The sequence below is a fragment of the Pseudomonas sp. D4002 genome (assembly GCF_013385665.1).
Lineage (GTDB): Bacteria > Pseudomonadota > Gammaproteobacteria > Pseudomonadales > Pseudomonadaceae > Aquipseudomonas.
The window spans coordinates 214458-233569 of sequence record NZ_JACAPN010000017.1 but is presented as its reverse complement, the minus strand read 5'-3'; the positions used below and the strand labels follow the sequence as shown (position 1 = coordinate 233569).

General features: G+C 60.0%; 22 protein-coding genes. 14 read left to right on the top strand and 8 right to left on the bottom strand.

Features of this window, described 5'->3' with window-relative positions; all coding sequences use genetic code 11:
* Position 1: 1 nt before the first annotated feature.
* The 7 genes from HX824_RS11265 to HX824_RS11235 all read left to right on the top strand — a co-directional run bounded on the left by HX824_RS11265 (position 2) and on the right by HX824_RS11235 (position 7259).
* Positions 2-550, top strand: a complete 549-nt coding sequence (locus HX824_RS11265; RefSeq protein WP_102605773.1) for a fimbrial protein — start codon at positions 2-4, stop codon at positions 548-550.
* A 66-nt stretch (positions 551-616) separates the two neighbouring features.
* Positions 617-1351, top strand: a complete 735-nt coding sequence (locus HX824_RS11260; protein ID WP_177051065.1) for a molecular chaperone — start codon at positions 617-619, stop codon at positions 1349-1351.
* Positions 1352-1428: 77 nt separating this feature from the next.
* Positions 1429-3942, top strand: coding sequence for a fimbria/pilus outer membrane usher protein (locus tag HX824_RS11255; RefSeq protein ID WP_177051067.1), 2514 nt, complete (start codon positions 1429-1431; stop codon positions 3940-3942).
* Between the two features lie 43 nt (positions 3943-3985).
* Positions 3986-5026 (top strand): fimbrial protein, encoded by a 1041-nt coding sequence (locus tag HX824_RS11250; protein WP_177051068.1) that lies wholly within the window; start codon positions 3986-3988, stop codon positions 5024-5026.
* A gap of 163 nt (positions 5027-5189) precedes the next feature.
* Entirely contained in the window at positions 5190-6398 is a 1209-nt protein-coding gene (locus tag HX824_RS11245; RefSeq protein WP_102605770.1) for an EAL domain-containing protein, read from the top strand.
* A complete protein-coding gene (locus HX824_RS11240; RefSeq protein ID WP_102605769.1) occupies positions 6395-6802 on the top strand; it encodes a chemotaxis protein CheY in 408 nt (135 codons plus the stop codon). Before HX824_RS11245 ends, HX824_RS11240 begins: the two co-directional genes overlap by 4 nt.
* A gap of 223 nt (positions 6803-7025) precedes the next feature.
* Positions 7026-7259 (top strand): hypothetical protein, encoded by a 234-nt coding sequence (locus HX824_RS11235; RefSeq protein ID WP_008438825.1) that lies wholly within the window; start codon positions 7026-7028, stop codon positions 7257-7259.
* A 364-nt stretch (positions 7260-7623) separates the two neighbouring features.
* Here the strand turns inward: HX824_RS11235 and HX824_RS11230 are convergent, their stop codons facing one another.
* The 4 genes from HX824_RS11230 to HX824_RS32550 all read right to left on the bottom strand — a co-directional run bounded on the left by HX824_RS11230 (position 7624) and on the right by HX824_RS32550 (position 9330).
* Positions 7624-8061 (bottom strand): hypothetical protein, encoded by a 438-nt coding sequence (locus HX824_RS11230; RefSeq protein ID WP_157222886.1) that lies wholly within the window; start codon positions 8059-8061, stop codon positions 7624-7626.
* Between the two features lie 81 nt (positions 8062-8142).
* Positions 8143-8379 carry a hypothetical protein gene (locus HX824_RS32555; RefSeq protein WP_083853257.1) on the bottom strand — a complete coding sequence of 79 codons (237 nt, stop codon included), beginning with the start codon at positions 8377-8379 and terminating at the stop codon, positions 8143-8145.
* 171 nt (positions 8380-8550) lie between these two features.
* Complete coding sequence (locus HX824_RS11225; protein WP_134326061.1) at positions 8551-8877, bottom strand: DUF6124 family protein; 327 nt, start codon at positions 8875-8877, stop codon at positions 8551-8553.
* Between the two features lie 324 nt (positions 8878-9201).
* Positions 9202-9330, bottom strand: coding sequence for a hypothetical protein (locus HX824_RS32550; protein WP_256346977.1), 129 nt, complete (start codon positions 9328-9330; stop codon positions 9202-9204).
* A 114-nt stretch (positions 9331-9444) separates the two neighbouring features.
* Here HX824_RS32550 and HX824_RS11220 point away from each other — a divergent pair, with 114 nt between their 5' ends.
* The 5 genes from HX824_RS11220 (at position 9445) to HX824_RS11200 (ending at position 12514) form a co-directional block, all read left to right on the top strand.
* Positions 9445-10044 (top strand): hypothetical protein, encoded by a 600-nt coding sequence (locus tag HX824_RS11220; RefSeq protein WP_134326062.1) that lies wholly within the window; start codon positions 9445-9447, stop codon positions 10042-10044.
* Between the two features lie 48 nt (positions 10045-10092).
* Positions 10093-10485 (top strand): hypothetical protein, encoded by a 393-nt coding sequence (locus HX824_RS11215; protein ID WP_134326063.1) that lies wholly within the window; start codon positions 10093-10095, stop codon positions 10483-10485.
* Between the two features lie 124 nt (positions 10486-10609).
* Positions 10610-11050, top strand: a complete 441-nt coding sequence (locus HX824_RS11210) for a TspO/MBR family protein (RefSeq protein WP_076016149.1) — start codon at positions 10610-10612, stop codon at positions 11048-11050.
* 147 nt (positions 11051-11197) lie between these two features.
* A complete protein-coding gene (locus HX824_RS11205) occupies positions 11198-12097 on the top strand; it encodes an alpha/beta hydrolase (protein WP_177028927.1) in 900 nt (299 codons plus the stop codon).
* 33 nt (positions 12098-12130) lie between these two features.
* Entirely contained in the window at positions 12131-12514 is a 384-nt protein-coding gene (locus tag HX824_RS11200) for a cytochrome c (RefSeq protein WP_008438795.1), read from the top strand.
* Positions 12515-12626: 112 nt separating this feature from the next.
* Here the strand turns inward: HX824_RS11200 and HX824_RS11195 are convergent, their stop codons facing one another.
* The 3 genes from HX824_RS11195 to HX824_RS11185 are packed head-to-tail and all read right to left on the bottom strand — an operon-like array spanning position 12627 to position 15745.
* A complete protein-coding gene (locus HX824_RS11195) occupies positions 12627-13838 on the bottom strand; it encodes a YeeE/YedE family protein (RefSeq protein ID WP_177054545.1) in 1212 nt (403 codons plus the stop codon).
* Between the two features lie 22 nt (positions 13839-13860).
* On the bottom strand, positions 13861-15066 hold the full coding sequence (locus HX824_RS11190; protein WP_134326066.1) for an arabinose transporter: 1206 nt from the start codon (positions 15064-15066) through the stop codon (positions 13861-13863).
* A gap of 22 nt (positions 15067-15088) precedes the next feature.
* Positions 15089-15745, bottom strand: a complete 657-nt coding sequence (locus tag HX824_RS11185) for an O-methyltransferase (RefSeq protein ID WP_008438792.1) — start codon at positions 15743-15745, stop codon at positions 15089-15091.
* A gap of 129 nt (positions 15746-15874) precedes the next feature.
* Between HX824_RS11185 and HX824_RS11180 the strand changes: the two genes are divergently transcribed.
* Complete coding sequence (locus HX824_RS11180) at positions 15875-16513, top strand: TetR family transcriptional regulator (RefSeq protein WP_102605762.1); 639 nt, start codon at positions 15875-15877, stop codon at positions 16511-16513.
* A gap of 33 nt (positions 16514-16546) precedes the next feature.
* Here HX824_RS11180 and HX824_RS11175 read toward each other — a convergent pair whose 3' ends face one another.
* The gene (locus HX824_RS11175; RefSeq protein ID WP_177054544.1) at positions 16547-17938 is read right to left on the bottom strand and encodes an aldehyde dehydrogenase family protein; all 1392 of its coding nucleotides are present in this window, start codon (positions 17936-17938) and stop codon (positions 16547-16549) included.
* A 104-nt stretch (positions 17939-18042) separates the two neighbouring features.
* On the opposite strand from HX824_RS11175, the gene HX824_RS11170 reads away from it, so the two are divergent.
* On the top strand, positions 18043-18918 hold the full coding sequence (locus tag HX824_RS11170) for a LysR family transcriptional regulator (protein WP_177051075.1): 876 nt from the start codon (positions 18043-18045) through the stop codon (positions 18916-18918).
* Positions 18919-19112: the final 194 nt, after the last annotated feature.

Here is a 19112-nt window from a genome sequence, read left to right as displayed (position 1 = left end):
TATGAACAAGTTTGCTCTGAAAAGTCTGGTTGCCGCTGTAGTCCTCGCCGCAGGTTCCCAAGCCGCGATGGCCGCCGATGGCGAAATCAATTTCATCGGTAGCGTCACCGATAACACCTGCCCGGTAGTGGTCAGCGACCTGAACGGTTCGGCCGGTGCCGGTGATGTGAGCCTGGGTAACGTACCTGCCACCTCCCTGGCAAAAATAGGCGACATCGCAGGCGGCGGCGCCTTTAGCCTGACCATCGACACGTCGGCCCCTGGCTGCACCGTTGCCGGCAAGAAAGCCGTGGTCAAGTTCCTGTCCCTGAGCGGCAACGCTGGTGCCAGTGGCCAATGGGTTGGCATAGCCCCGGACGCCGGCGCAGCTACCAACGTCGCGGTACAGATCAAGGACGCCCAAGGCAAGGACGTGCAACTGGGCCTGGATTCCTCGCCCTACGCCGACCTGACCCAGCCACTGCGTTTCACCGCCAACTACATCGCTACCGGTGCTTCCACTGCGGGTCCGGCCAACGCCAAGGCAGCGTTCACCATCGACTACCAGTAAGCCCCTCGATGCACAGCCGGAGCAACGCGCTCCGGCTGCCATCCCAACGGCAAGAGGATGATCGACATGAAAGCCTTTCCCTTCAAAACTCTGTCCCTGGCGGCACTGCTGGTTGGTGCGAGCTTGCTCAGCAGCGTCAGCCAGGCCGGCATCATGCTCGGCGGTACACGGGTAGTGTTTGATGGCAGCAAGCGTGACGCCGCCATCACGGTGAGCAACACCACCTCCCAGCCGTATGCCGTGCAAACCTGGGTTAACACCGAGGCAGATGACAACAGCACCCCGACGCCGTTTGTGGCAACCCCGCCGCTGTTTCGCCTCGACCCACGTAAAGAGCAAGTAGTGCGCATCCAGAAGGTGCCGGGCAACCTGCCGGCGGATCGCGAGTCGGTATTTTATTTCAACGCCCAGGAAATCCCGGTGGCGAGTGCCGGCGACGAGAACACCCTGAAGATCGCTATGCGCACCAGGATTAAGCTGTTTTATCGCCCTGCCGGCCTCAAGGGTTCGGTACTGGACGCGCTGCCGAAGTTGCAGTGGAGCCTGGTGCAGACGCAGGGCAAGCCGGTGCTGGTGGTCAATAACCCGTCGGCGTTCCATGTGTCGTTTATCGGCGTGAAGGTCAACGCCAGTGGCCGCTCGGTCGAGGTCAACGAGCCGACGATGGTCGCGCCAATGAGCAGCCAGCGTTATTCGCTACGAGGTTTTACCGGCACCAGCGGAGAGGTCGAGTTCAGCGCCATCAACGATTACGGCGGCTACACCGACCCACAAAAAGCCCCGCTGGGCAGCCCCCGCTAACACGCTCCATCCCTTTTACCTGCGAACGAAACCGCGTGCCGCCTGTGTGGTGCGACGGGCTCGTATTGAGTATTGCCATGCGAATCCATATCCCGAGTATCAGCCATTCAAACGTGCCCTTTGCACTTTTGCCGCTGTGCGTTGCTGTCCTGGCCGCGTTTGTCGGCAGCCTGGCGCAAGCGGGGGAGCCTGCGAAGTTTGATTCCAGCTTCATGCAGTCGTTTGGCGGCACCAGTGCCGGCCCTAACCTCGACCTGGACGCGATCGCCAACAGTGGCAGCATCGGCCCCGGCACTTACCCGGTGGCGGTGCGCCTGAACCAGAGCTTCTTTGGCCGCCGCGACATGACCTTTGCCAAGGACGCCGATAGTGGTGACGTGAAGGCTTGCCTGTCTGAAGACTTCCTCAAGGAACTTGGGATCAAGCTTGATGGCTTCGTCACCCCGGGTGAAATCCTGCCGGAATGCGTCAACCTGGAAAGCCTGATTGAAGGAGCCTCGGTAAGTTTCGATGCGAGCCGCTTGGTCTTGGATATCAGTGTGCCCCAGATCGCCTTGCGCCGCGATGCCGCTGGCTACGTGGACCCGCAGGAATGGGACCGGGGGATCAATGCGGCAATGCTCAATTATCAGTTCTCGGCTGCGCAAACCAGCAGCGATGCCCGGGGGAGCGGCCACCAGTACAACCTGTATGCCACCGGCGGTTTTAACTATGGCGACTGGCGTTTTCGCTCCAGCTCCTCGTTCCGCCAGGATGACCAAGGCGGCCGCGACTGGCAGCGCAGCAACACCTACGCCCAGCGCGACCTGACTGCCATCAAGGGCACCCTGACCGTCGGTGAAAGCTTCACGCCTGGCGATGTGTTCGACAGCGTGCCGTTTCGCGGTATGCAAGTGGCTTCGGACATGGGCATGTTGCCCGACTCGATGCAGGGTTATGCGCCGATCATTCGCGGTATTGCCGAAACCCAGGCCAAGGTGGAAGTGCGTCAGAACGGCTATTCGCTGTATACCACCTACGTGGCGCCCGGTGCCTTTGAGATCGACGATTTGAACTCGGCCTCCGGCAGTGGCGACCTGGAAGTGATCATCACCGAAGCCGATGGCCGTGAGCGTCGCTTCACCCAGCCTTATGCGACTCTGGCCAACATGCTTCGGGAAAAAACCTGGCGCTACAGCTTCACCGCTGGTCAATACAATGCCGCACAGGGCGGTGAACACCCCGCGTTTGTCCAGGCGTCGCTGGCCTACGGTTTGCCATTCGATCTGACTCTTTACGGAGGCGCCCTCGGCGCAGATTTTTATCGTGCCGGTGTGGTGGGTGTCGGCAAGAGCCTGGGCAGCCTCGGCGCGGTATCTGTGGACGTGACTCAGGCTCAGACCGACATTCCCAACGCGCGGTCGGCCAAGGCGGGCAGCGAGAAAGGCCAGAGCGTCAGCGTGCGTTACGGCAAGGCTTTTGAGACCGGCACATCGGTGCGGTTCGCCGGCTATCGCTACTCCACTGAAGGCTACCGTGACTTCTCCGAAGCGGTAAGCCTGCAACAGCCCAACGACTACGCCAACATCTCCAAGCGCAGCAAGGTCGAGGCAAGCGTCAACCAGGCACTGGACAGCTACGGCTCGCTGTACCTAAACGTGAGCCAGCAGAACTATTGGGGCTCGTCCCGTGTAGACAAACAGATGCAACTGGGCTTCAACACTCAGGTCAAGGGTGTGACCTACGGCGTCTACGCCAGCAAGACCCTGACCGACAACTATGGCCAGAGCAATCAGGTGGTGTTCACCGTATCGATGCCTCTCGGCCAGACCCGCAGCACCGGTACGTTCAGCGTCACCCGCAACAACGATGGCAGCCTTGATCAGCGTGCCGGCATCAGCGGACGCAATGGCGAGATGACGTACAACGTCGACGCCAACCGCGTGGAAAACACCGGTAACAATGGCTCGGCCCTGATCGGCTACCGCGCACCGTTTGCACAGTTGGGCGCCGGCGTGAGTGTTGGCCAAGGTTACAAGCAAGCTTCGATCAGCGCCTCGGGTTCGGTACTGGCCCACAGCGAAGGCATTGAGTTCGGCCAGACCCTGGGCGAAACCGTGGCCCTGGTGGAAGTCAAGGATACCCCGAATGTTGGCGTGCAGAACGCTCCGGGCATCCTCACCAACAAGCAGGGCTACGCCTTGGTGCCGTATGTCACGCCGTACCGCAAGAACCGCGTGACCGTGGACACCAGCGAGCTGGACACCAACGTCGACATCGCCGAAGGCGTGACCAATGTTGTGCCGCGTCGTGGCGCCGTGGTGAAAGCCAAATTCGCCGCGAGCCGTTCGGAAAAAGTCGTGCTCAACGTCCGCATGCAAGACGGTTCACTACTGCCGTTTGGCACCACTGTCGAGGACGACAAGGGCACCAGCGTGGGCGTGGTAGGACAGGGTGGACAGGTGTTGCTGTCGGCAGGCGAGGGCAAAACCTACAGCATGAAGTGGGGCGAGAAAGCCTCGCAACGCTGCGAGATTCAACTGGATATCAGTCAGGCGCCGATCACCGATGGTTATCGCGTGATGGAAGCGCTGTGCCGGGTTGCGCCTTGAGCCCCCCGTTCTCTATCAATGACAGCATCTTTGTGAGGTTGTGATGAACAAGTATTTGGCTTTGATCGTGTTGGGTGTTTTACAGATGTGTGTGGGCCAGTTGGCTTGGGCGGAATGCGACATAAACCCTTCGACGCTGACCTACAACGTTGGGGCTTTGTATATTCCCCAGGATGCGCCGGTTGGCTCGACCATTGGTATCCGGAAGTATTCAGTCAACAAAGGCGTAACCTGCACGACCTCCACACTCTTTACCGCGCAGGGAAATGTCTTGAGCGCGAAGGTCGGCAGTGTACCGGTGGCCGTTGGCAAGGGCCTGGGTGAGTCGGTGTACAGCACCAATATTCCGGGGGTAGGCGCCATAGTCAATTACGATGGTGGGGTCGGTTACTGGTGCCGCGTCGGCGATAGCACCTTTCCCATCAGCATTGAAAGCTGTGGTCCCGGAGGGTCTTGGGCGGTCGCGGGCATCAGCATCTTCCTGGTCAAGACCGGTCCAATTGGTGCGGGTAGTCATGACTTCAACGGACTGGAGATCTACTCCTTTGACATCAACAATGGCAGCGGTCCCGAGCGCTGGGCCACCGGCGTCTTGAATGGCAGCATCACCGTAGCCGGCTGTAGCCTGCCCCAGGAGACCGGCAACATCGTTGACGTGCCCATGGGCACCTGGGAGCGCAGAGTATTCAACGGTCCTGGCACCACCACCACTACCCAGAACTTCTCCATCACCTTGAATAACTGCCTGGCCGGCACTTACGTCTCGGGCCAGGCCTGGAACTACTTCCAGGGCAATAACGCCAATATCCGCCTTGAAGGCGTCCGCGGTTCGGCAATTGTTGACGCAGGGAATGGCGTGATGGGTCTCAACGCAGAATCGACCGCCAAGGGGGTTGCCGTACAAGTGCTCAAGCAAGATGGCACGCCGTTGCCATTGGGTGTGGATACACCGGTAATGCCAGTACGCGACGGTGTTACCACCCTGCAGTTCGGGGCTCGATATATTCAGACCGCCGGCAGCACCATTGGCCCTGAACCAGGCGTAGCCAACGCTACCGCGAATTTCACGATTACCTACAAGTAGTTCATCAGGTCAACCGCGCCGGACTGTGTTCTGCGCGGTTTTTTGTGTCTGGAGCAGAAGATCCTTTGGGAAAATTCCTACAAAAGCTCGGCCATTTTCCACGCTAATCCTAGAGGTCAATCCTCGAAAATGGGCGTATTCCTTTGTAGCCGAGTGAACCAAAATGCCTAGCCTGCCACTTCGTGTCCTGGTGCTTGAAGACCACCTGTTCCAGCGCTCCGTAGCGGTCAGCTTGCTGAAACAATTGGGCTGCGCCGAGGTACTGGAGGCCGGCAATGGTGTGGAAGCATTGACCCTCTTGCAAGCGGTTGGCTCTGTAGATGTAGTGTTGTGCGACCTGCAAATGGAAGGTATGGATGGCCTTGAGTTCATTCAGCGTGCTGGTACCGCCGGGCAACTGGGCGCCGTCTTGATCAGCAGTTGCATGCCAAGTGATGTGCGTCGCGCAGTGAGGCAGATGGGCTCACTGTTGGGGCTGAATATGCTCGGTGATGTTGCCAAGCCTTTGCACGCAGATATTTTGCGTCAGTTTCTAGAGGCGTATCTGAGCGGGCGGCGGTCCGCGCAGTCCATCCCGGCGTGTGTAGAGGAGGCGAGCGAAGAGCAGGTACGACATGCTTTTATCGATCAGCAACTGGAGCCCTATTATCAACCCAAATTCGATTTGCGGACCGGCGAGGTATTGGGGGTGGAAGTCCTAGCGCGCTGGAATCACCCCACCAAGGGCCTGCTCGCGCCCGCTGTGTTTCTGTCGACGGTTGAGCGTTGTGGCTTGATCGATGAACTGCTGTTCAGCCTGATGCGTCAGGCGCTGAGCTTGCAGTGGCAGATCAGGAGCCAGGGCGCGGCTCTGGACCTTGCGTTCAACCTTCAAGCGAGCCAACTTGCCAGTGTTGAGCTGACGTCGCAGATCAAGCGGATATTGGCGTCAAACCAGACTCCGGGCTCAAGCTTAACCTTCGAATTGACCGAGAGCGGATTACTCGAAGTACCGGCGATGTGCCTGGAAAACCTGATACGGCTGCGCATGATGGGGTGTCGCTTGTCGATCGATGATTTCGGTGCAGGCTTTTCCTCGTTGCAGCGCCTGTGTCAGTTACCGTTTAACGAAATCAAGCTCGACGCTGAGTTCGTCCGTGGCCTCAATGATGAGCCCCGTTGCCGAGCTGTGATCGGGAGCACCCTAGCCTTGGGGAGCACCCTGGGCATGTCCGTGGTAGTCGAGGGCATTGAAACCGCCGAGCAACATCGAGAGCTTTTGGAGCTTGGCTGCACCCAGGGTCAGGGTTACTGGCACGCCCGGCCAATGGACGGCGCCGACCTGCTACGTTGGCTACAGCGAACGGCGCAGGTCGCTAGGAGCCTCCCATGACCAATAAAGCCTTGCGTATCATGATTGCCGATCCGCAACACTTTCAACGTTTGCGGTTGGAGCGAGACTTCAACTACCAGGGCTACTACGCCATAGCACCTGTATCGAGCTTGGAAGAAATGCTAAATCTACTGGAGTACGGCGACAGCGTTTTCGACTTGGTAATGATAAATGCTAGCTTGGCGACAAGCTTTCGATTCAATCTGTTGGCGTTTTGTATGGACCATCCCTTGATCCGGCAAGCCTTTATCTACGACGTGCCGGAGCGGCGACTGGCGAAGCTGAGCACCGAGGTCAAGGGCCGGATTATCTTCAGCTCCGTGCAATTGCCCGAGGGTGTACCGATCAGACGCTTATTGCATACAGTCGATCCGTCGCCCCTGGATGGCACAGTTAGGCAATGACGATGAGACTCTAGCGATACTCAAAATTTCATCTACCCCATCGGTCAAAGCGTGGGCAACCGACAGGCAGCTTTTGGCCGAAACCAGCCCTTTAATTCCCATACCGGTCTACCATGGCCCCCCCGGCAGTGGTTCCACGCGCTACCGACCTCAATCTCAAGGTATCGCCCATGACCTCTTCACCCCGCATCACCCCATCCCGCACCTCATCCGAGGCATCCCAATGAGCATCGACCAAATCAGCCTCCCAAAAGGCGTAGGCCCTCACGCCATCAAGCTCCTCGACGCCATCACCGGTGCTGACACCAAAGAAGACCTCAACCGCGCAGGCGGGAAGGCTGAAGGTTTTGTATTGGGTCTGGAAAGCGCCAAGGCTATCAAAAGCCAAATCGCCGAGTCGCTGTATGTGGCATACGACGACGCGGCGAGTAATCGGTTGAGTGAGTTGAAGGGCTAGTCCCGCTGGACCGCGTTCGGCTTTAGCTTCGAGGTGTTTCGCGGTCCATCAGTTTGCGATCAGCAATTCGCTCAATTCGTTCAGTTGGTGGATGGTCAGTGCCGCATCGCGGTCTGTCCGGTCAGTTCGTCGGACAGCTCGAGCAGCAGGGCACCGACTGAGCAAACGGTTTTGTGTTTGTTGGCTATCAGAATTTCGCTGCTGACGCCGGAGAGTGCGCTGAAAAGGGCGGTCGTCTCTGGGACGGTAGCGGGATTCAGGCCGTGATCAAGAAGGAAAAGAAGTCTGGTTTTTTAATCGAAAAAATAAAGCCCCTTTCTGTTCAGCGTGGTGCCGGGTTATCCAGGCATATCAAGTCATTTCATTACCTGTCGGGCCAGGAAATATCATCAGAATTCAACCATGTTATCCGAGCTGATTTAACTCTCGGATTCTTTAAAAAATCTTCCACCGCTAACCATGCTACATCGGGCTTTAAAAATGAGCCTTCAGGTACGAACTGATCATCACCACAATTCTTAACGACATTAATTTTATTCAGTGTACCCACTGAATAAAACTCAGCGCCTGTTCGTTCTCCGGATATTCGGATGTTGTATCTAACTGAAATACCTAACTCTTTATTCTCTAGCACTGATAGCTCGGACTTGTCACCTTCGTCACTAATATAGCTAAATACTCCATCACCGGACCCTTTCTGCCACTTTGAAGATTGATAGTTCAAGAAGAACTCAGCATATGCCTGAGGATCTGGATCAATATCAACGTCATGATCAAGAAAGAAACATTTTAATTCAGGCATAGCACGCTCGCTAAAATTGAGTTAGGCAACCATCACATACAGTCTTTTAGAAAAGACGTGAAGTGATTCTGACCACATCAATCAATGACATTTGCGGCTTTGCCATTCACTCCAGCAGTTCTCCGCAACTATATCCGGATAGCCGCGTTCCCTTTCCATATCAAGCGCCACGCTGAATGGCAGGGTAATACAAACCGCCTGGTCTCGAATATTGCAGACCTCAGCCTCGGTAAGAGGTGAACCCTTTCTGTCTTCAGCGGCGGTGAGAACGGCTACGAGGGCTGGTACAAATACTAGGCATAGCGGATCCGCGTCCATGAATCACCTGTTGGGTTTCGACTAGGCCCATTACAACGAACCAGGCGGGGTTCAGCAATGGCTGAATGCACCGTGCGCCTCTCGCCGCGTCGCTGTATATGACATACGACGACGCGGCGAGTAATCGGTTGGGTGAGTTGAAGGGCTAGTCCCGCTGGACTGCGTTGGGCTCTATGCCCGAGGTGTTTCGCGATCCATCAGTTTGCCGATCAGCAGTACGCTCAATTCGCTCAGTTGGTGAATGGCCAATGCCACGTCGCGGTCTTTGCCGGTCAGTTCGTCGGACAGGTCGAGCAGCAGGGCGCTGACGGAGGAAACGGTTTCGTAGCTGTTGGCGATCAGGATTTCGCTGCTGACGCCGGAGGTGACGCTGAAGAGGGCGGTTGTCTCTGGGACTGTCTCGGTGCCGGGATTGAGGTAGTGATCAATGGCGCGCTGGGCAGCCTGGTGGAGTTTTAGATCCGGTTTATTCGGAGGATTCGGCGTTACTTTGAACATGGTGCAATTCCTGAATGGGGCCGACACCCTTTCGCTACTACACAAGAGGGTGGCAGCTGTACGCAGGTTAGTAGACCGGGGAATTACACAAAGCCGGCGCACCCGAAGGCGCCCTACGCACAGCCACCATCAAGCACAGACAGGAACGTCTGATAGATGCAGCTCATGCACTATGTGTAATTGACCCTAGGGCTACTAAACCCGATCACTGAGTTTTCAGCGACCGAGCAACCTTAGAGATGACCAACCAGGTGCACAAGCCGGCGGATTCTGACGCAAGCGTAGGCAAAGGAGCAAGGTGCTACGGCCTACGCAAAGTCTCCTTTATCCCGCAAATGCAACCACCAGCCCATCGGCCTTTACGGTCCATTCACCTTTCAAACCGTGCTCCAACACTTCGGCGGTGGCCGCGAACAATTGCCAGTCGGACGTTTCCGAAATCTGTATTTCCATAAAGTTTCGCCGAAAGGTACTTGTCGTAGAATGTGACAAAACCTGCGCAGCTTTCAAAGGAATGACCCCCTGGCAACGCGCGCAACGACCTGCCGTGCCCGTTATGGAAAACCTATGCGCTCTTATCGCCTGTTGTACGTGTTACTGGCCCTGATCCTCAGCGGCTGCAGCATTCCGTATCAAACACCCGAAGCCCGGCAGCAAATCGAGCACGACCTACAGATTGCCCCCGGTTCGGTGCGGGCCCTGAGCCAGACCAACTGGTGCTACTTGCCCTACGGCTCGGAGAATGGCGGCGATGGCCAGTGCCGTGCCACTCAGGGGCTGGGCGTTCTGGTGGACGATGGCTTGATTCTGAGCACCTATTCCGGTGGCCGTTATCAGCGCTTTATCACACTGCGTACCCGCGATGTGCTGTGCGTGAAAACCTTCCGCAGCCGTGAAGCCGCCGCGGCGTTTTTCGCGTTCACTCGGGCGGGGGCTGCTCAGATCATTCCGCTGACGGCCGAGGGGCAGTTCAATACGCCGGTGAAAATCCAGTTTCTGGATTACCTGCTCGGTGAGAACCAGCCGGGCGATCTGACCACCGACAAGACCTATGTGCGTGAAACCGGCAAAAATGCCTACTCCGTCGGGATCATTCCAGGTACGAAAATTCCGTATGTGTCTGCGGTGGCGGCGACGGAAGTGTTCAATCCCTGTCCGGAAAAGTAGTCGCCGGCAGTAACCCAGCGCGTATGAATCACTATCAAGGAGAGCGACATGGCGGGTGGCGAGATTGGGTGTGGTTCGTTTCAGGGCAGCGACAAGTCGGGGTCGGCCTTTGAGGCGGTGCTGGACGCGCTGCCGTTGCAGGCGCGGGACTGGGTCGAGGCGGCCAGGCAGCAACTGGACTCGGCTGACGTTGTGCTGCTGGAGGTTGATCATGCGCAGGGCTTGCTTCCCTTTTTGAAGGGCTACCAAACACGCTTGATCGCCGAGATCGGCCACGATGATTGGGAGCGGGCCACGCGGGATGAAGCGGCATCCCTTGATGATGTGGCTGCCAAGTGGGGCGTGGGCAAGGGCTGGCGACTTTATTGTGTACGGGATCTGGTGCGTGCTTGTGAGCAGTCGGCGGTGGAGCAGGAGCCTGTTTACATCGCGTTCAGCTAGGGCATCTGTGGCGGGGCACGGAGCAAAGAAAAATACACTTTTTGCTGCGCGGGGCGTCCAACCCTGAAACCGCCGTCAAGGCTTTTATCTCCAGGCAGCTGCTCTCAGCTAAGGACCGATTATGGTGACGTTGTTTATTTTTCTTCTGGCCTGCGGTGCCGCTGCGAGCACCGGCATCATCTTCAAACCGGGCGACTGGTACGCCACCCTGGTCAAACCCAGCTTCACCCCACCCAACTGGCTGTTCCCGGTTGCCTGGACGATCATCTACCTGCTGCTCGCCTGGGCCGGCTACCGCCTGACTCTGATCCCCGGCAGCGAAATCGTGCTGGCTCTATGGGCTGCGCAGATCGCACTCAACACCCTGTGGACGCCCGTGTTCTTCGGTGCCCACCGGATTTTCGCCGGGATGGTGATCATCACGCTGCTGTGGCTGGTAGTGGCCGCCATGGTGCTGCTGACGGTGCGGCTGGATTTGATCACCGGGCTGATCCTGTTCCCGTACCTGGTGTGGCTGAGCGTTGCGGCAGCGTTGAATTTCTCCATCCTGCGCAATAACCGCTGAGCCTGGCGACGTGGGCAGAGGGCGGAAACATCATTGCCATGATGCCCACGCACACTGGCCAAGGTGAACATCTCTTTCAGAGATAGAGGGAATATCGAATTGGGAACTCACACGCTGTGGCCTGCTGAAGAACATGAACTGGCGCAAATGCAGCGCTTTAACCAGAAGCTCGCCTGGATGCCGCGCTTTCGCATCCGCAACCGCGTGACGCCCCGGGTGATCCAGGCGCTGTTGCGCTCCAGCCAGATGGTGGCCGGCAACAAGTTGCTCAAGCATGGCCTGCAGGCTGAAAGCCGGCGGGTGGGCTCGGTGCCGGTGCGCATCATCCGGCCGAAGGGCAAGGCCAAAGGCGTGGTGCTGGATATCCATGGCGGCGGCTGGGTGATCGGCAATGCGCAGATGAATGACGACCTCAACGTGGCCATGGTGAATGCGTGCGAGGTGGCGGTGGTGTCGGTGGATTACCGGCTGGCGGTGAATACGCCGGTCGAAGGGATTCTGGAAGACTGCCTGGCCACGGCGCGCTGGTTGCTGGCGGACTGTGAGGAGTTCGCCGGCCTGCCGGTGATCGTTGTCGGCGAGTCTGCCGGTGGGCATCTGGCGGCGGCCACGCTGCTGGCGCTGAAGCAATCGCCCGAATTGCTGGCGCGGGTGAGCGGGGCGGTGCTGTATTACGGCGTCTACGATTTGACCGGTACGCCGAGCGTGCGCACGGCAGGACGCGAAACGCTGCTGCTGGACGGGCCGGGCATGGTGGAGGCGCTGCGTTTGCTGACGCCGGGCCTGAGTGACGAGCAGCGCCGGCAGCCGCCGTTGTCACCGTTGTATGGCGACCTAGCCGGGCTGCCGCCAGCGCTGATGTTTGTGGGGGAGCTGGACCCGTTGCTGGACGACACGCTGCAGATGGCCGAGCGATGGGCGGGGTCCGAGGTGTTTTTGTTACCGCAGGCGGCTCATGGGTTTATTCATTTTCCGACGGCGATGTCGGGCCGCGTGCTGGCTTACAGTCGCGAGTGGATAACGGGTCGTTTACGCTCGGTTGGTTGATATTGGATTTTTACAACAAGGCCACATGGAAAGATGAAAATAAGAAAGTCGTTCATCGCGTCGCTGGGGATTTTATCGCTGGTTCAAACGTCACTGTCCTTTGCGGACAACGCTAACGGGAAAAACATTTATCTGCAGCGATGCGCCATGTGCCACGGCGCGGATATCAAAGGCACGGGACCCTTGGCGAATAAAAGCAATCCGCCTACGCCTGACCTGACAACGGCTACTTTCAAAAAACGCTTGAGTGATTATCCGGGCGTTATCGTGTCGTCCGTCATTCTTCGTCCAAATGGCGACCTGATTCCCAGAACGTTGCGGGAGAACGGTGTGAAGTTGTCACCGTTCACCTGGAAAGTTCAGGACTTCCGCGACTTGAATCAGTACATGAGCGGAGTGATTTCAAAAAGCCGATGATGCTGCTCGTTCCCACGCTCTGCGTGGGAATGCATCCCGTGACGCTCCGCGTCACCCAGTGCGGGACGCAGAGCGTCCCCGGCGGCATTCCTTTGCTGCGCGTGGGAACGAGTCAGCAACCGCTCAACGCTACTTGCGGACGCTCACCTGCAAAGAAGAACGGCCGCAACCGCACGCCCACGCTATTGCCGATAAACGCCGCCACCAACCACACCCAGCCATGCAGGCTGCCCGAGGCAATCCCGCTGAAGTACGCGCCGATGTTGCAGCCGTACGCCAGTCGCGAGCCATAACCCAGCAGCAACCCACCGATCACCGCGGCGAACAGCGAGCGTGCCGGAATCTTCAGGCTTGGAGCGAAACGCCCGGCCAATCCCGCAGCCAACAGCGCACCGAGGATGATGCCGACGTCCATCACACTGGTGACGTCTTCCCACACCGGCGCCGCCAGGGCCTTGGCATTGCCCGGCATTTGCCAGAACGCCCAGCTGCCTACGTCCAGGCCCAACCCGCCGGCAACCTTGGCGCCCCACAGGGCGAACGCCGAAGTGATACCCCATGGCCGCCCGGCCAGTGCCAGGGTGGCGTAGTTGAGCAGGGCCAGGCCAATCGCGCCCCACACCAATGGCCATGGCCCGCGCAGGAAGCGGCGCAGGCCCTGGTGTTCGCTGGTGACGCCGGCTTCGAGTTGCCCGTGACGACCTTTTTCCAGGCGCACGGTGACTGCTGCGATGATGCCAAATACGGCCAGGCTCAGCAGCAAGGCCGGCACCACGCCGAAGCTTTTGACGATGGAAACCGCCGGGAACGAAGGCAGCGAGAACCACCAGTCGACGTGGTGAGTCGCGATCAACGAACCACAGATAAAGAAGAACAGCGTCACCAGCATGCGCGCGTTACCACCGCCCACGGTGAACAGGGTGCCGGACGCACAACCGCCGCCCAGTTGCATGCCGATGCCGAAGATGAATGCCCCGAACACCACCGAAACCCCGGCCGGCGCCACCAGCCCGACCACGGGTTGGCCGAACAGGGTGCCGGCCCCCAGCGCGGGGAAGAACAGCACCACGGCAATCGCCAGCATCACCATCTGCGCACGCAAGCCCGCGCCACGCCGGTCGGTGATGAACACTCGCCAGGCCGAGGTGAAGCCGAAAGCGGCGTGGTACAGCGTCAAACCCAGTGCGGCGCCGACCACCAGCAACAGCACCTGGCGCGAGCCGACGCTGTTTTGCAGGAAGACGGCGCCGAACAGCAGGATGGCAAACGCCAGCAGGGGCGCGAGCGGCTTGCGCGCAGGGGTTGTAGAGAGGGAAAGGCTCATCGGGTATCTCGGGTGATGTGGGTTAAGGGCGAGGTGGCGAAGTATAAACCTCGCGCTCTGCCACTGGCGCCTTGAAAAGCAACGCCAGCGCCACGATCACCGACAGCGCCACGGCCACCGCGCCCGCCAGGTACACCGATGCCACTCCGGCCACGCCGGCCAAGGCGCCGATCAGCGGGGTGCTGACCCCCAGCGAAATATCCAGGAACGCCACATACGCACCCATCGCCAGGCTGCGGGATTGGGGCGGCGCGCGCTTTATCGCCTCCACCCCAAAGCCGGGAAACGCCAGGGAGTAGCCGAAACCGGTCAGCGCCGCGCCCAGGTAGGCGGTCAAGGCGCTGTCCGCGCCCCAGATCAACAGCTGACCGGCGGCTTCGATTATCACGCACACCAGCGCGACCTTGGCACCGCCGATCTTGTCGGGCAGGTGCCCAAAGAAAATCCGCGCGCCGATAAACGCCAGGCCAAAGGCGGTAAACGCCAATGACGCATTGCCCCAGGCCTTGGTGGCAAACAGCAGCGCGATAAACGCGGTAATCACGCCAAACCCGACGCTTGCAAAGGCCAGGCCCAACCCCGGTACCCACACCGAGCGCAGCACCTTGAAAAACGAGGTGCGCCGCTGGCTGGTGGGCGCAACGCCTTGCGCTCCGGCGACGATGGCCAGTGCCAGCAGCGGAATCACCATGGTCCCGACGGCGATCCCGCTGAAACCCCACTGGCTATTCACCGCCACCCCGAGGGGCGCGCCCAGGGCAAACGCGGCGTAGATTGCGATGCCGATCCAGGCCATGACCTTGCCGGTATTTTGCGGCCCCACCAACCCGACACCCCAGCCCATCGAGCCGGTCACGATCAGGCTTTCCCCCAGCGCCAGCACCACGCGCCCGGCGAGCAACACCCACACCGAGACCACCGGCGACGCCACAAACGCCAGGGACGCGAGGTAGATCAAGCCGGAGCTGGCCGCCACCAGCATGCCCGCGAGCATGGCGCGCTTGGGGCCGCGCATATCGGCAAAATTGCCGGCCCAGGACCGCGACAACAGTGCCCCGGCAAACTGCGCACCGATCACCACGCCCACCACCAGCGTGTCCATGCCCAAGGTGTTGTGCAGGTGCAGCGGCAGCACCGGCAGTTGCATGCCGATGATCAGGAACCCGACAAACACCGCCAGGGTGATGGGCAGTAATTTCAGTACCACTGGGCTTACCAATCCAGACATGAGTTGAATCCTCTGACGGGCATCAGCCCAGGCGAACGGAAAGCTCGACGTCGTCACCGATCGGCACCGACAGGTAGCCATTTGCCGGCGAACGCACCCGGGCCAGGTAGTCGGGGCAGTAGTCGGTGTTGTCGGCGATGATCAGCGCGCCAGGCTTGAGGCGGCTTTCCACCAGGTTCAGCACGTCGCCATACAGCGCCTTGGCGCCGTCGAGCAGCAGCAGGTCGACGCTGTCGGGCAGGCCGGTGGCCAGGGTGACCAGGGCATCGCCTTGGCGGATCTCCACAAGGTCGCTCACGCCGCCTTGCTCCAGGTGTTGCCGGGCGAGAGCGATCTTCGAGGGCTCGAACTCGCTGCTGATCAGCGTGCCGCCGCCGTTGTCCCGCAGGGCGGCCGCCAGGTGCAGGGTGGACAGGCCGAACGAAGTACCGAACTCGACGATGGCCTGCGCTTTGCTGCTGCGTGCGAGCATGTACAGCAGGGTGCCGGTGTCGCGGGAGACGGGCAACCACAGGTCTTTCAGCATTCCGTAGAGTGCCAGGTAGTCGGTCTTGCTGCGCATCAGGCGGTCGCGTTCTTCGTGGGTCACTGTGTTGATGACGGGGCTGGTGGCGGCATCGGCCTGTGTGTACAGCCGTTCAATCAGGGCCGCCATCGGGGCCGAGGTAAGCGTATTCATGGGGATGTCCTGCTGCAGGTTGAGCGCCGTGAGGCGCCGGGCTAGTATGCGAATGATTCGTCGCATTTAAAGTATGCGAACAATTCGTCACATTCGCTATTCGCATTCCAACGGCAGCAGGAACGCCCCATGACCGATCGCCAGACCTCGCAGATTTCCTCACGCAAAGAGCCCAAACAGGCGCGATCCACCGGGTTGGTGACGGCCATTCTCGAAGCGGCTATTCAGGTTTTGGCCAAGGAAGGCGCCAGCCGTTTCACCACCGCACGGGTCGCGGAAAAGGCCGGTGTCAGCGTGGGGTCGGTGTACCAGTACTTTCCCAACAAGGCGGCCATCCTGTTTCGGCTGCAGACCGATGAGTGGCAGCAAACCTCGCAGATGCTCAGCCGCATTCTGCAGGACGTAAGCCAGCCGGCCCTTGAGCGGTTGCGGGCGTTGGTGCATGCGTTTATTCGTTCGGAGTGTGAGGAGGCGCAGATGCGCGTCGCCCTGAGCGACGCCGCGCCGCTGTACCGTGATGCGCCCGAAGCCCATGAGGTTCGCGCAGAAGGGCAACAGATTTTCCAGGCGTTCATGCTGGAACTGCTGCCGCAGGTGCCTGAAGCCACCCGCGCCCTGGCCTGCGATTTGATCGCCACCACCTTCAGTTCGGTGGCGAAGGAATTCTCGGGAAGCCCGCGCACCGAGGCGCAAATCACCGCCTATGCGGACGCCATGGCGGATATGTTCGGTGCGTACGTGACGGTGCTGAACCAGACAACACGATGACCCGCAGGGCGGGCCATCGTTTGCAGCGCTTGCTTAGCGGCGGTTCAGCCACACGGTCTGCGCGTTGCAGAATTCCCGCACACCAAAGTGCGACAACTCCCGCCCGAAGCCGCTCTTTTTCACACCACCAAACGAGACCCGGGGATCGGACACGCTGTAGGCGTTGATAAAGATCCCGCCGGTTTCCAGTTGGTTGGCGATGCTGCGTGCCTTTTCTGGGTCGGTGGTGAACACACTGGCGGTCAGGCCGAACTCACTGTCGTTGGCCAGGGCCACGGCGTGGTCCGCATCGCGGGCGGTGATGATGGAGGCGACCGGGCCAAACAGTTCCTGTTTGAACGAGGTCATCTGGTCGGTGACGTTGGCCAGCACGGTGGGGGCGTAGTAGTTGCCCGCGCCTTCGACTTTGCTGCCGCCCAGCAGCAGGGTGGCGCCTTCGGCCAGGGTGGCCTGGACCTGGCCGTCGAGTTCGTCCCGCAGGTCGAAGCGGGCCATCGGCCCGATGTAGGTCTCGCTGGCGGTCGGGTCGCCCATCACCAGGTTGCGGCTGGCTTCGAGGAATTTGGCGGTGAAGGCTTCCACCACGCCTTCTTCGATGATCAGGCGCTTGGCGGCGGCGCACACCTGGCCGGAGTTCTGGAAGCGGCCGATCAGGGCGGCTTGCACGGCTTCGTCGAGGTTGGCGTCGTTGAGCACAATGAACGGGTCGGAACCGCCCAGCTCCAGTACGCATTTTTTCAGCGCGGCCCCGGCCTGGGAACCGATGGCCATGCCGGCGCGCACGCTGCCGGTGAGGGTCACGGCGGCGATGCGCGGGTCGGCGATGGCTTTGGACACGCCGTCCTGGGTGACGTTGATCACTTCGAACAGGCCATCGGCAAAGCCGGCGCGCTGGAAGGCTTGTTTCATCAGGTACGCGCTGCCCATCACGTTAGGCGCGTGCTTGAGCACGTAGGTGTTGCCGCTGAGCATGGTTGGCACCGCGCCGCGCAGCACTTGCCACACCGGGAAGTTCCACGGCATTACAGCGAGGATCGGGCCCAGCGGGCGGTATTCGATCTGGGCGGTGCCGTTGTCCACCAGGGTGGCTTCCGGGGCCAGCATGGCCGGGCCGTGGGCGGCGTACCACTCGGCGAGTTGCGCGCATTTTTCGATTTCGCCACGGGCCTGGGCGATGGGTTTGCCCATTTCCAGGGTGATCATCTGGGCCATTTCTTCGGCCTGGTCGCGCAGGGTGCTGGCCAGGGCCAGCAGCAATTCGGCGCGCTGGGCGGCGGGGGTATTGCGCCCGTTGCGGAAGGCGTTGATCGAGCGGGTGAGGGCGGCATCCAGCTGCGCCTCGGTTTCGTACGGGTAGCTGGCGACCGTTTCACCGTTGGCGGGGTTGATCGACAACGCGTGGGTCTGGGAGGAAATGGAGTTCATGGCACCGTCCTGCGCAGTGAATGGGATGGAGGCCAGCGTACGGGGCTGTATCTTTTTCGGAAACTGAATAATATTAAGCAATACGTTCACGTTTGGAGAATGACTTGGATCTGGTCCAGCTGGAAATTTTCAAAGCCGTTGCCGAGCAAGGCAGCATCAGCGCTGCAGCGCAATTGATCCATCGCGTGCCGTCGAACCTGACCACGCGGATCAAGCAATTGGAGCAGGACCTGGGCGTGGACTTGTTTATTCGCGAGAAGAGCCGATTGCGTTTGTCACCGGCCGGGTGGAATTTCCTCGGGTATGCGCGGCGCATTCTGGATCTGGTGCAAGAGGCCCGGGCGACGGTGGCGGGGGAGGAACCCCAGGGCGCGTTTGCGTTGGGCTCGCTGGAGAGTACGGCGGCGGTGCGCATCCCGGCATTGCTCGCGGCGTATAACCAGAAGCACGCCAAGGTCGAGCTGGACCTGACCACCGGGCCGTCCGGCACGATGATCGAGGGTGTGTTGTCGGGGCGGCTGGCAGCGGCGTTTGTCGATGGGCCGGTGTTGCACGCGACGCTGGAGGGCGTGGCGGTGTTTGAGGAGGAAATGGTGGTGATCGCGCCGTTGCATCACGCGCCGATCACCCGGGGGCGGGATGTGAGCGGGGAGAGCATCTACACGTTTCGTTCTAACTGTTCGTACCGGCATCACTTCGAGCGTTGGTTTTCACAGGATGGCGCGGTGCCGGGGAAGATCTTTGAGATGGAGTCCTACCACGGGATGCTCGCGTGTGTGAGTGCCGGTGCCGGGTTGGCGCTGATGCCGCGGAGCATGCTGGAGAGCATGCCGGGGTTTACGGCGGTGAGTGTGTGGCCGCTGACCGATACGTTCCGGATTCTGAATACCTGGCTGATCTGGCGCCGGGGTACGGTGTCGCAGAGTCTGAACAGTTTTGTGCAGTTGCTGGAAGAGCGTGGCGTGGCCCTGGCATCGTAGCCGTAGCAGCTGTCGAGCTTCAGCGAGGCTGCGATGGCGTCGGCACAGTCGACATTTATGGTGCCTGACCCACCGCTATCGCGGCCTCGCTGAAGCTCGACGGCTCCCACATTTGGTCTTTGTCAGCCGCCAAATTGCAGGGGGACTGCTTGGATCGAGTTGAACCAGCCACACGAGCGCGGACTGAAGGCGGG

What these genes read in the sequence shown, in the direction of transcription:
- HX824_RS11265 (WP_102605773.1), top strand. Translation starts at nt 2, where the DNA reads ATGAACAAGTTTGCTCTGAAAAGTCTGGTTGCCGCTGTAGTCCTCGCC.
- HX824_RS11260 (WP_177051065.1), top strand. Translation starts at nt 617, where the DNA reads ATGAAAGCCTTTCCCTTCAAAACTCTGTCCCTGGCGGCACTGCTGGTT.
- HX824_RS11255 (WP_177051067.1), top strand. Translation starts at nt 1,429, where the DNA reads ATGCGAATCCATATCCCGAGTATCAGCCATTCAAACGTGCCCTTTGCA.
- HX824_RS11250 (WP_177051068.1), top strand. Translation starts at nt 3,986, where the DNA reads ATGAACAAGTATTTGGCTTTGATCGTGTTGGGTGTTTTACAGATGTGT.
- HX824_RS11245 (WP_102605770.1), top strand. Translation starts at nt 5,190, where the DNA reads ATGCCTAGCCTGCCACTTCGTGTCCTGGTGCTTGAAGACCACCTGTTC.
- HX824_RS11240 (WP_102605769.1), top strand. Translation starts at nt 6,395, where the DNA reads ATGACCAATAAAGCCTTGCGTATCATGATTGCCGATCCGCAACACTTT.
- HX824_RS11235 (WP_008438825.1), top strand. Translation starts at nt 7,026, where the DNA reads ATGAGCATCGACCAAATCAGCCTCCCAAAAGGCGTAGGCCCTCACGCC.
- HX824_RS11230 (WP_157222886.1), bottom strand. Translation starts at nt 8,061, where the DNA reads ATGCCTGAATTAAAATGTTTCTTTCTTGATCATGACGTTGATATTGAT.
- HX824_RS32555 (WP_083853257.1), bottom strand. Translation starts at nt 8,379, where the DNA reads ATGGACGCGGATCCGCTATGCCTAGTATTTGTACCAGCCCTCGTAGCC.
- HX824_RS11225 (WP_134326061.1), bottom strand. Translation starts at nt 8,877, where the DNA reads ATGTTCAAAGTAACGCCGAATCCTCCGAATAAACCGGATCTAAAACTC.
- HX824_RS32550 (WP_256346977.1), bottom strand. Translation starts at nt 9,330, where the DNA reads ATGGAAATACAGATTTCGGAAACGTCCGACTGGCAATTGTTCGCGGCC.
- HX824_RS11220 (WP_134326062.1), top strand. Translation starts at nt 9,445, where the DNA reads ATGCGCTCTTATCGCCTGTTGTACGTGTTACTGGCCCTGATCCTCAGC.
- HX824_RS11215 (WP_134326063.1), top strand. Translation starts at nt 10,093, where the DNA reads ATGGCGGGTGGCGAGATTGGGTGTGGTTCGTTTCAGGGCAGCGACAAG.
- HX824_RS11205 (WP_177028927.1), top strand. Translation starts at nt 11,198, where the DNA reads ATGCAGCGCTTTAACCAGAAGCTCGCCTGGATGCCGCGCTTTCGCATC.
- HX824_RS11200 (WP_008438795.1), top strand. Translation starts at nt 12,131, where the DNA reads ATGAAAATAAGAAAGTCGTTCATCGCGTCGCTGGGGATTTTATCGCTG.
- HX824_RS11195 (WP_177054545.1), bottom strand. Translation starts at nt 13,838, where the DNA reads ATGAGCCTTTCCCTCTCTACAACCCCTGCGCGCAAGCCGCTCGCGCCC.
- HX824_RS11190 (WP_134326066.1), bottom strand. Translation starts at nt 15,066, where the DNA reads ATGTCTGGATTGGTAAGCCCAGTGGTACTGAAATTACTGCCCATCACC.
- HX824_RS11185 (WP_008438792.1), bottom strand. Translation starts at nt 15,745, where the DNA reads ATGAATACGCTTACCTCGGCCCCGATGGCGGCCCTGATTGAACGGCTG.
- HX824_RS11180 (WP_102605762.1), top strand. Translation starts at nt 15,875, where the DNA reads ATGACCGATCGCCAGACCTCGCAGATTTCCTCACGCAAAGAGCCCAAA.
- HX824_RS11175 (WP_177054544.1), bottom strand. Translation starts at nt 17,938, where the DNA reads ATGAACTCCATTTCCTCCCAGACCCACGCGTTGTCGATCAACCCCGCC.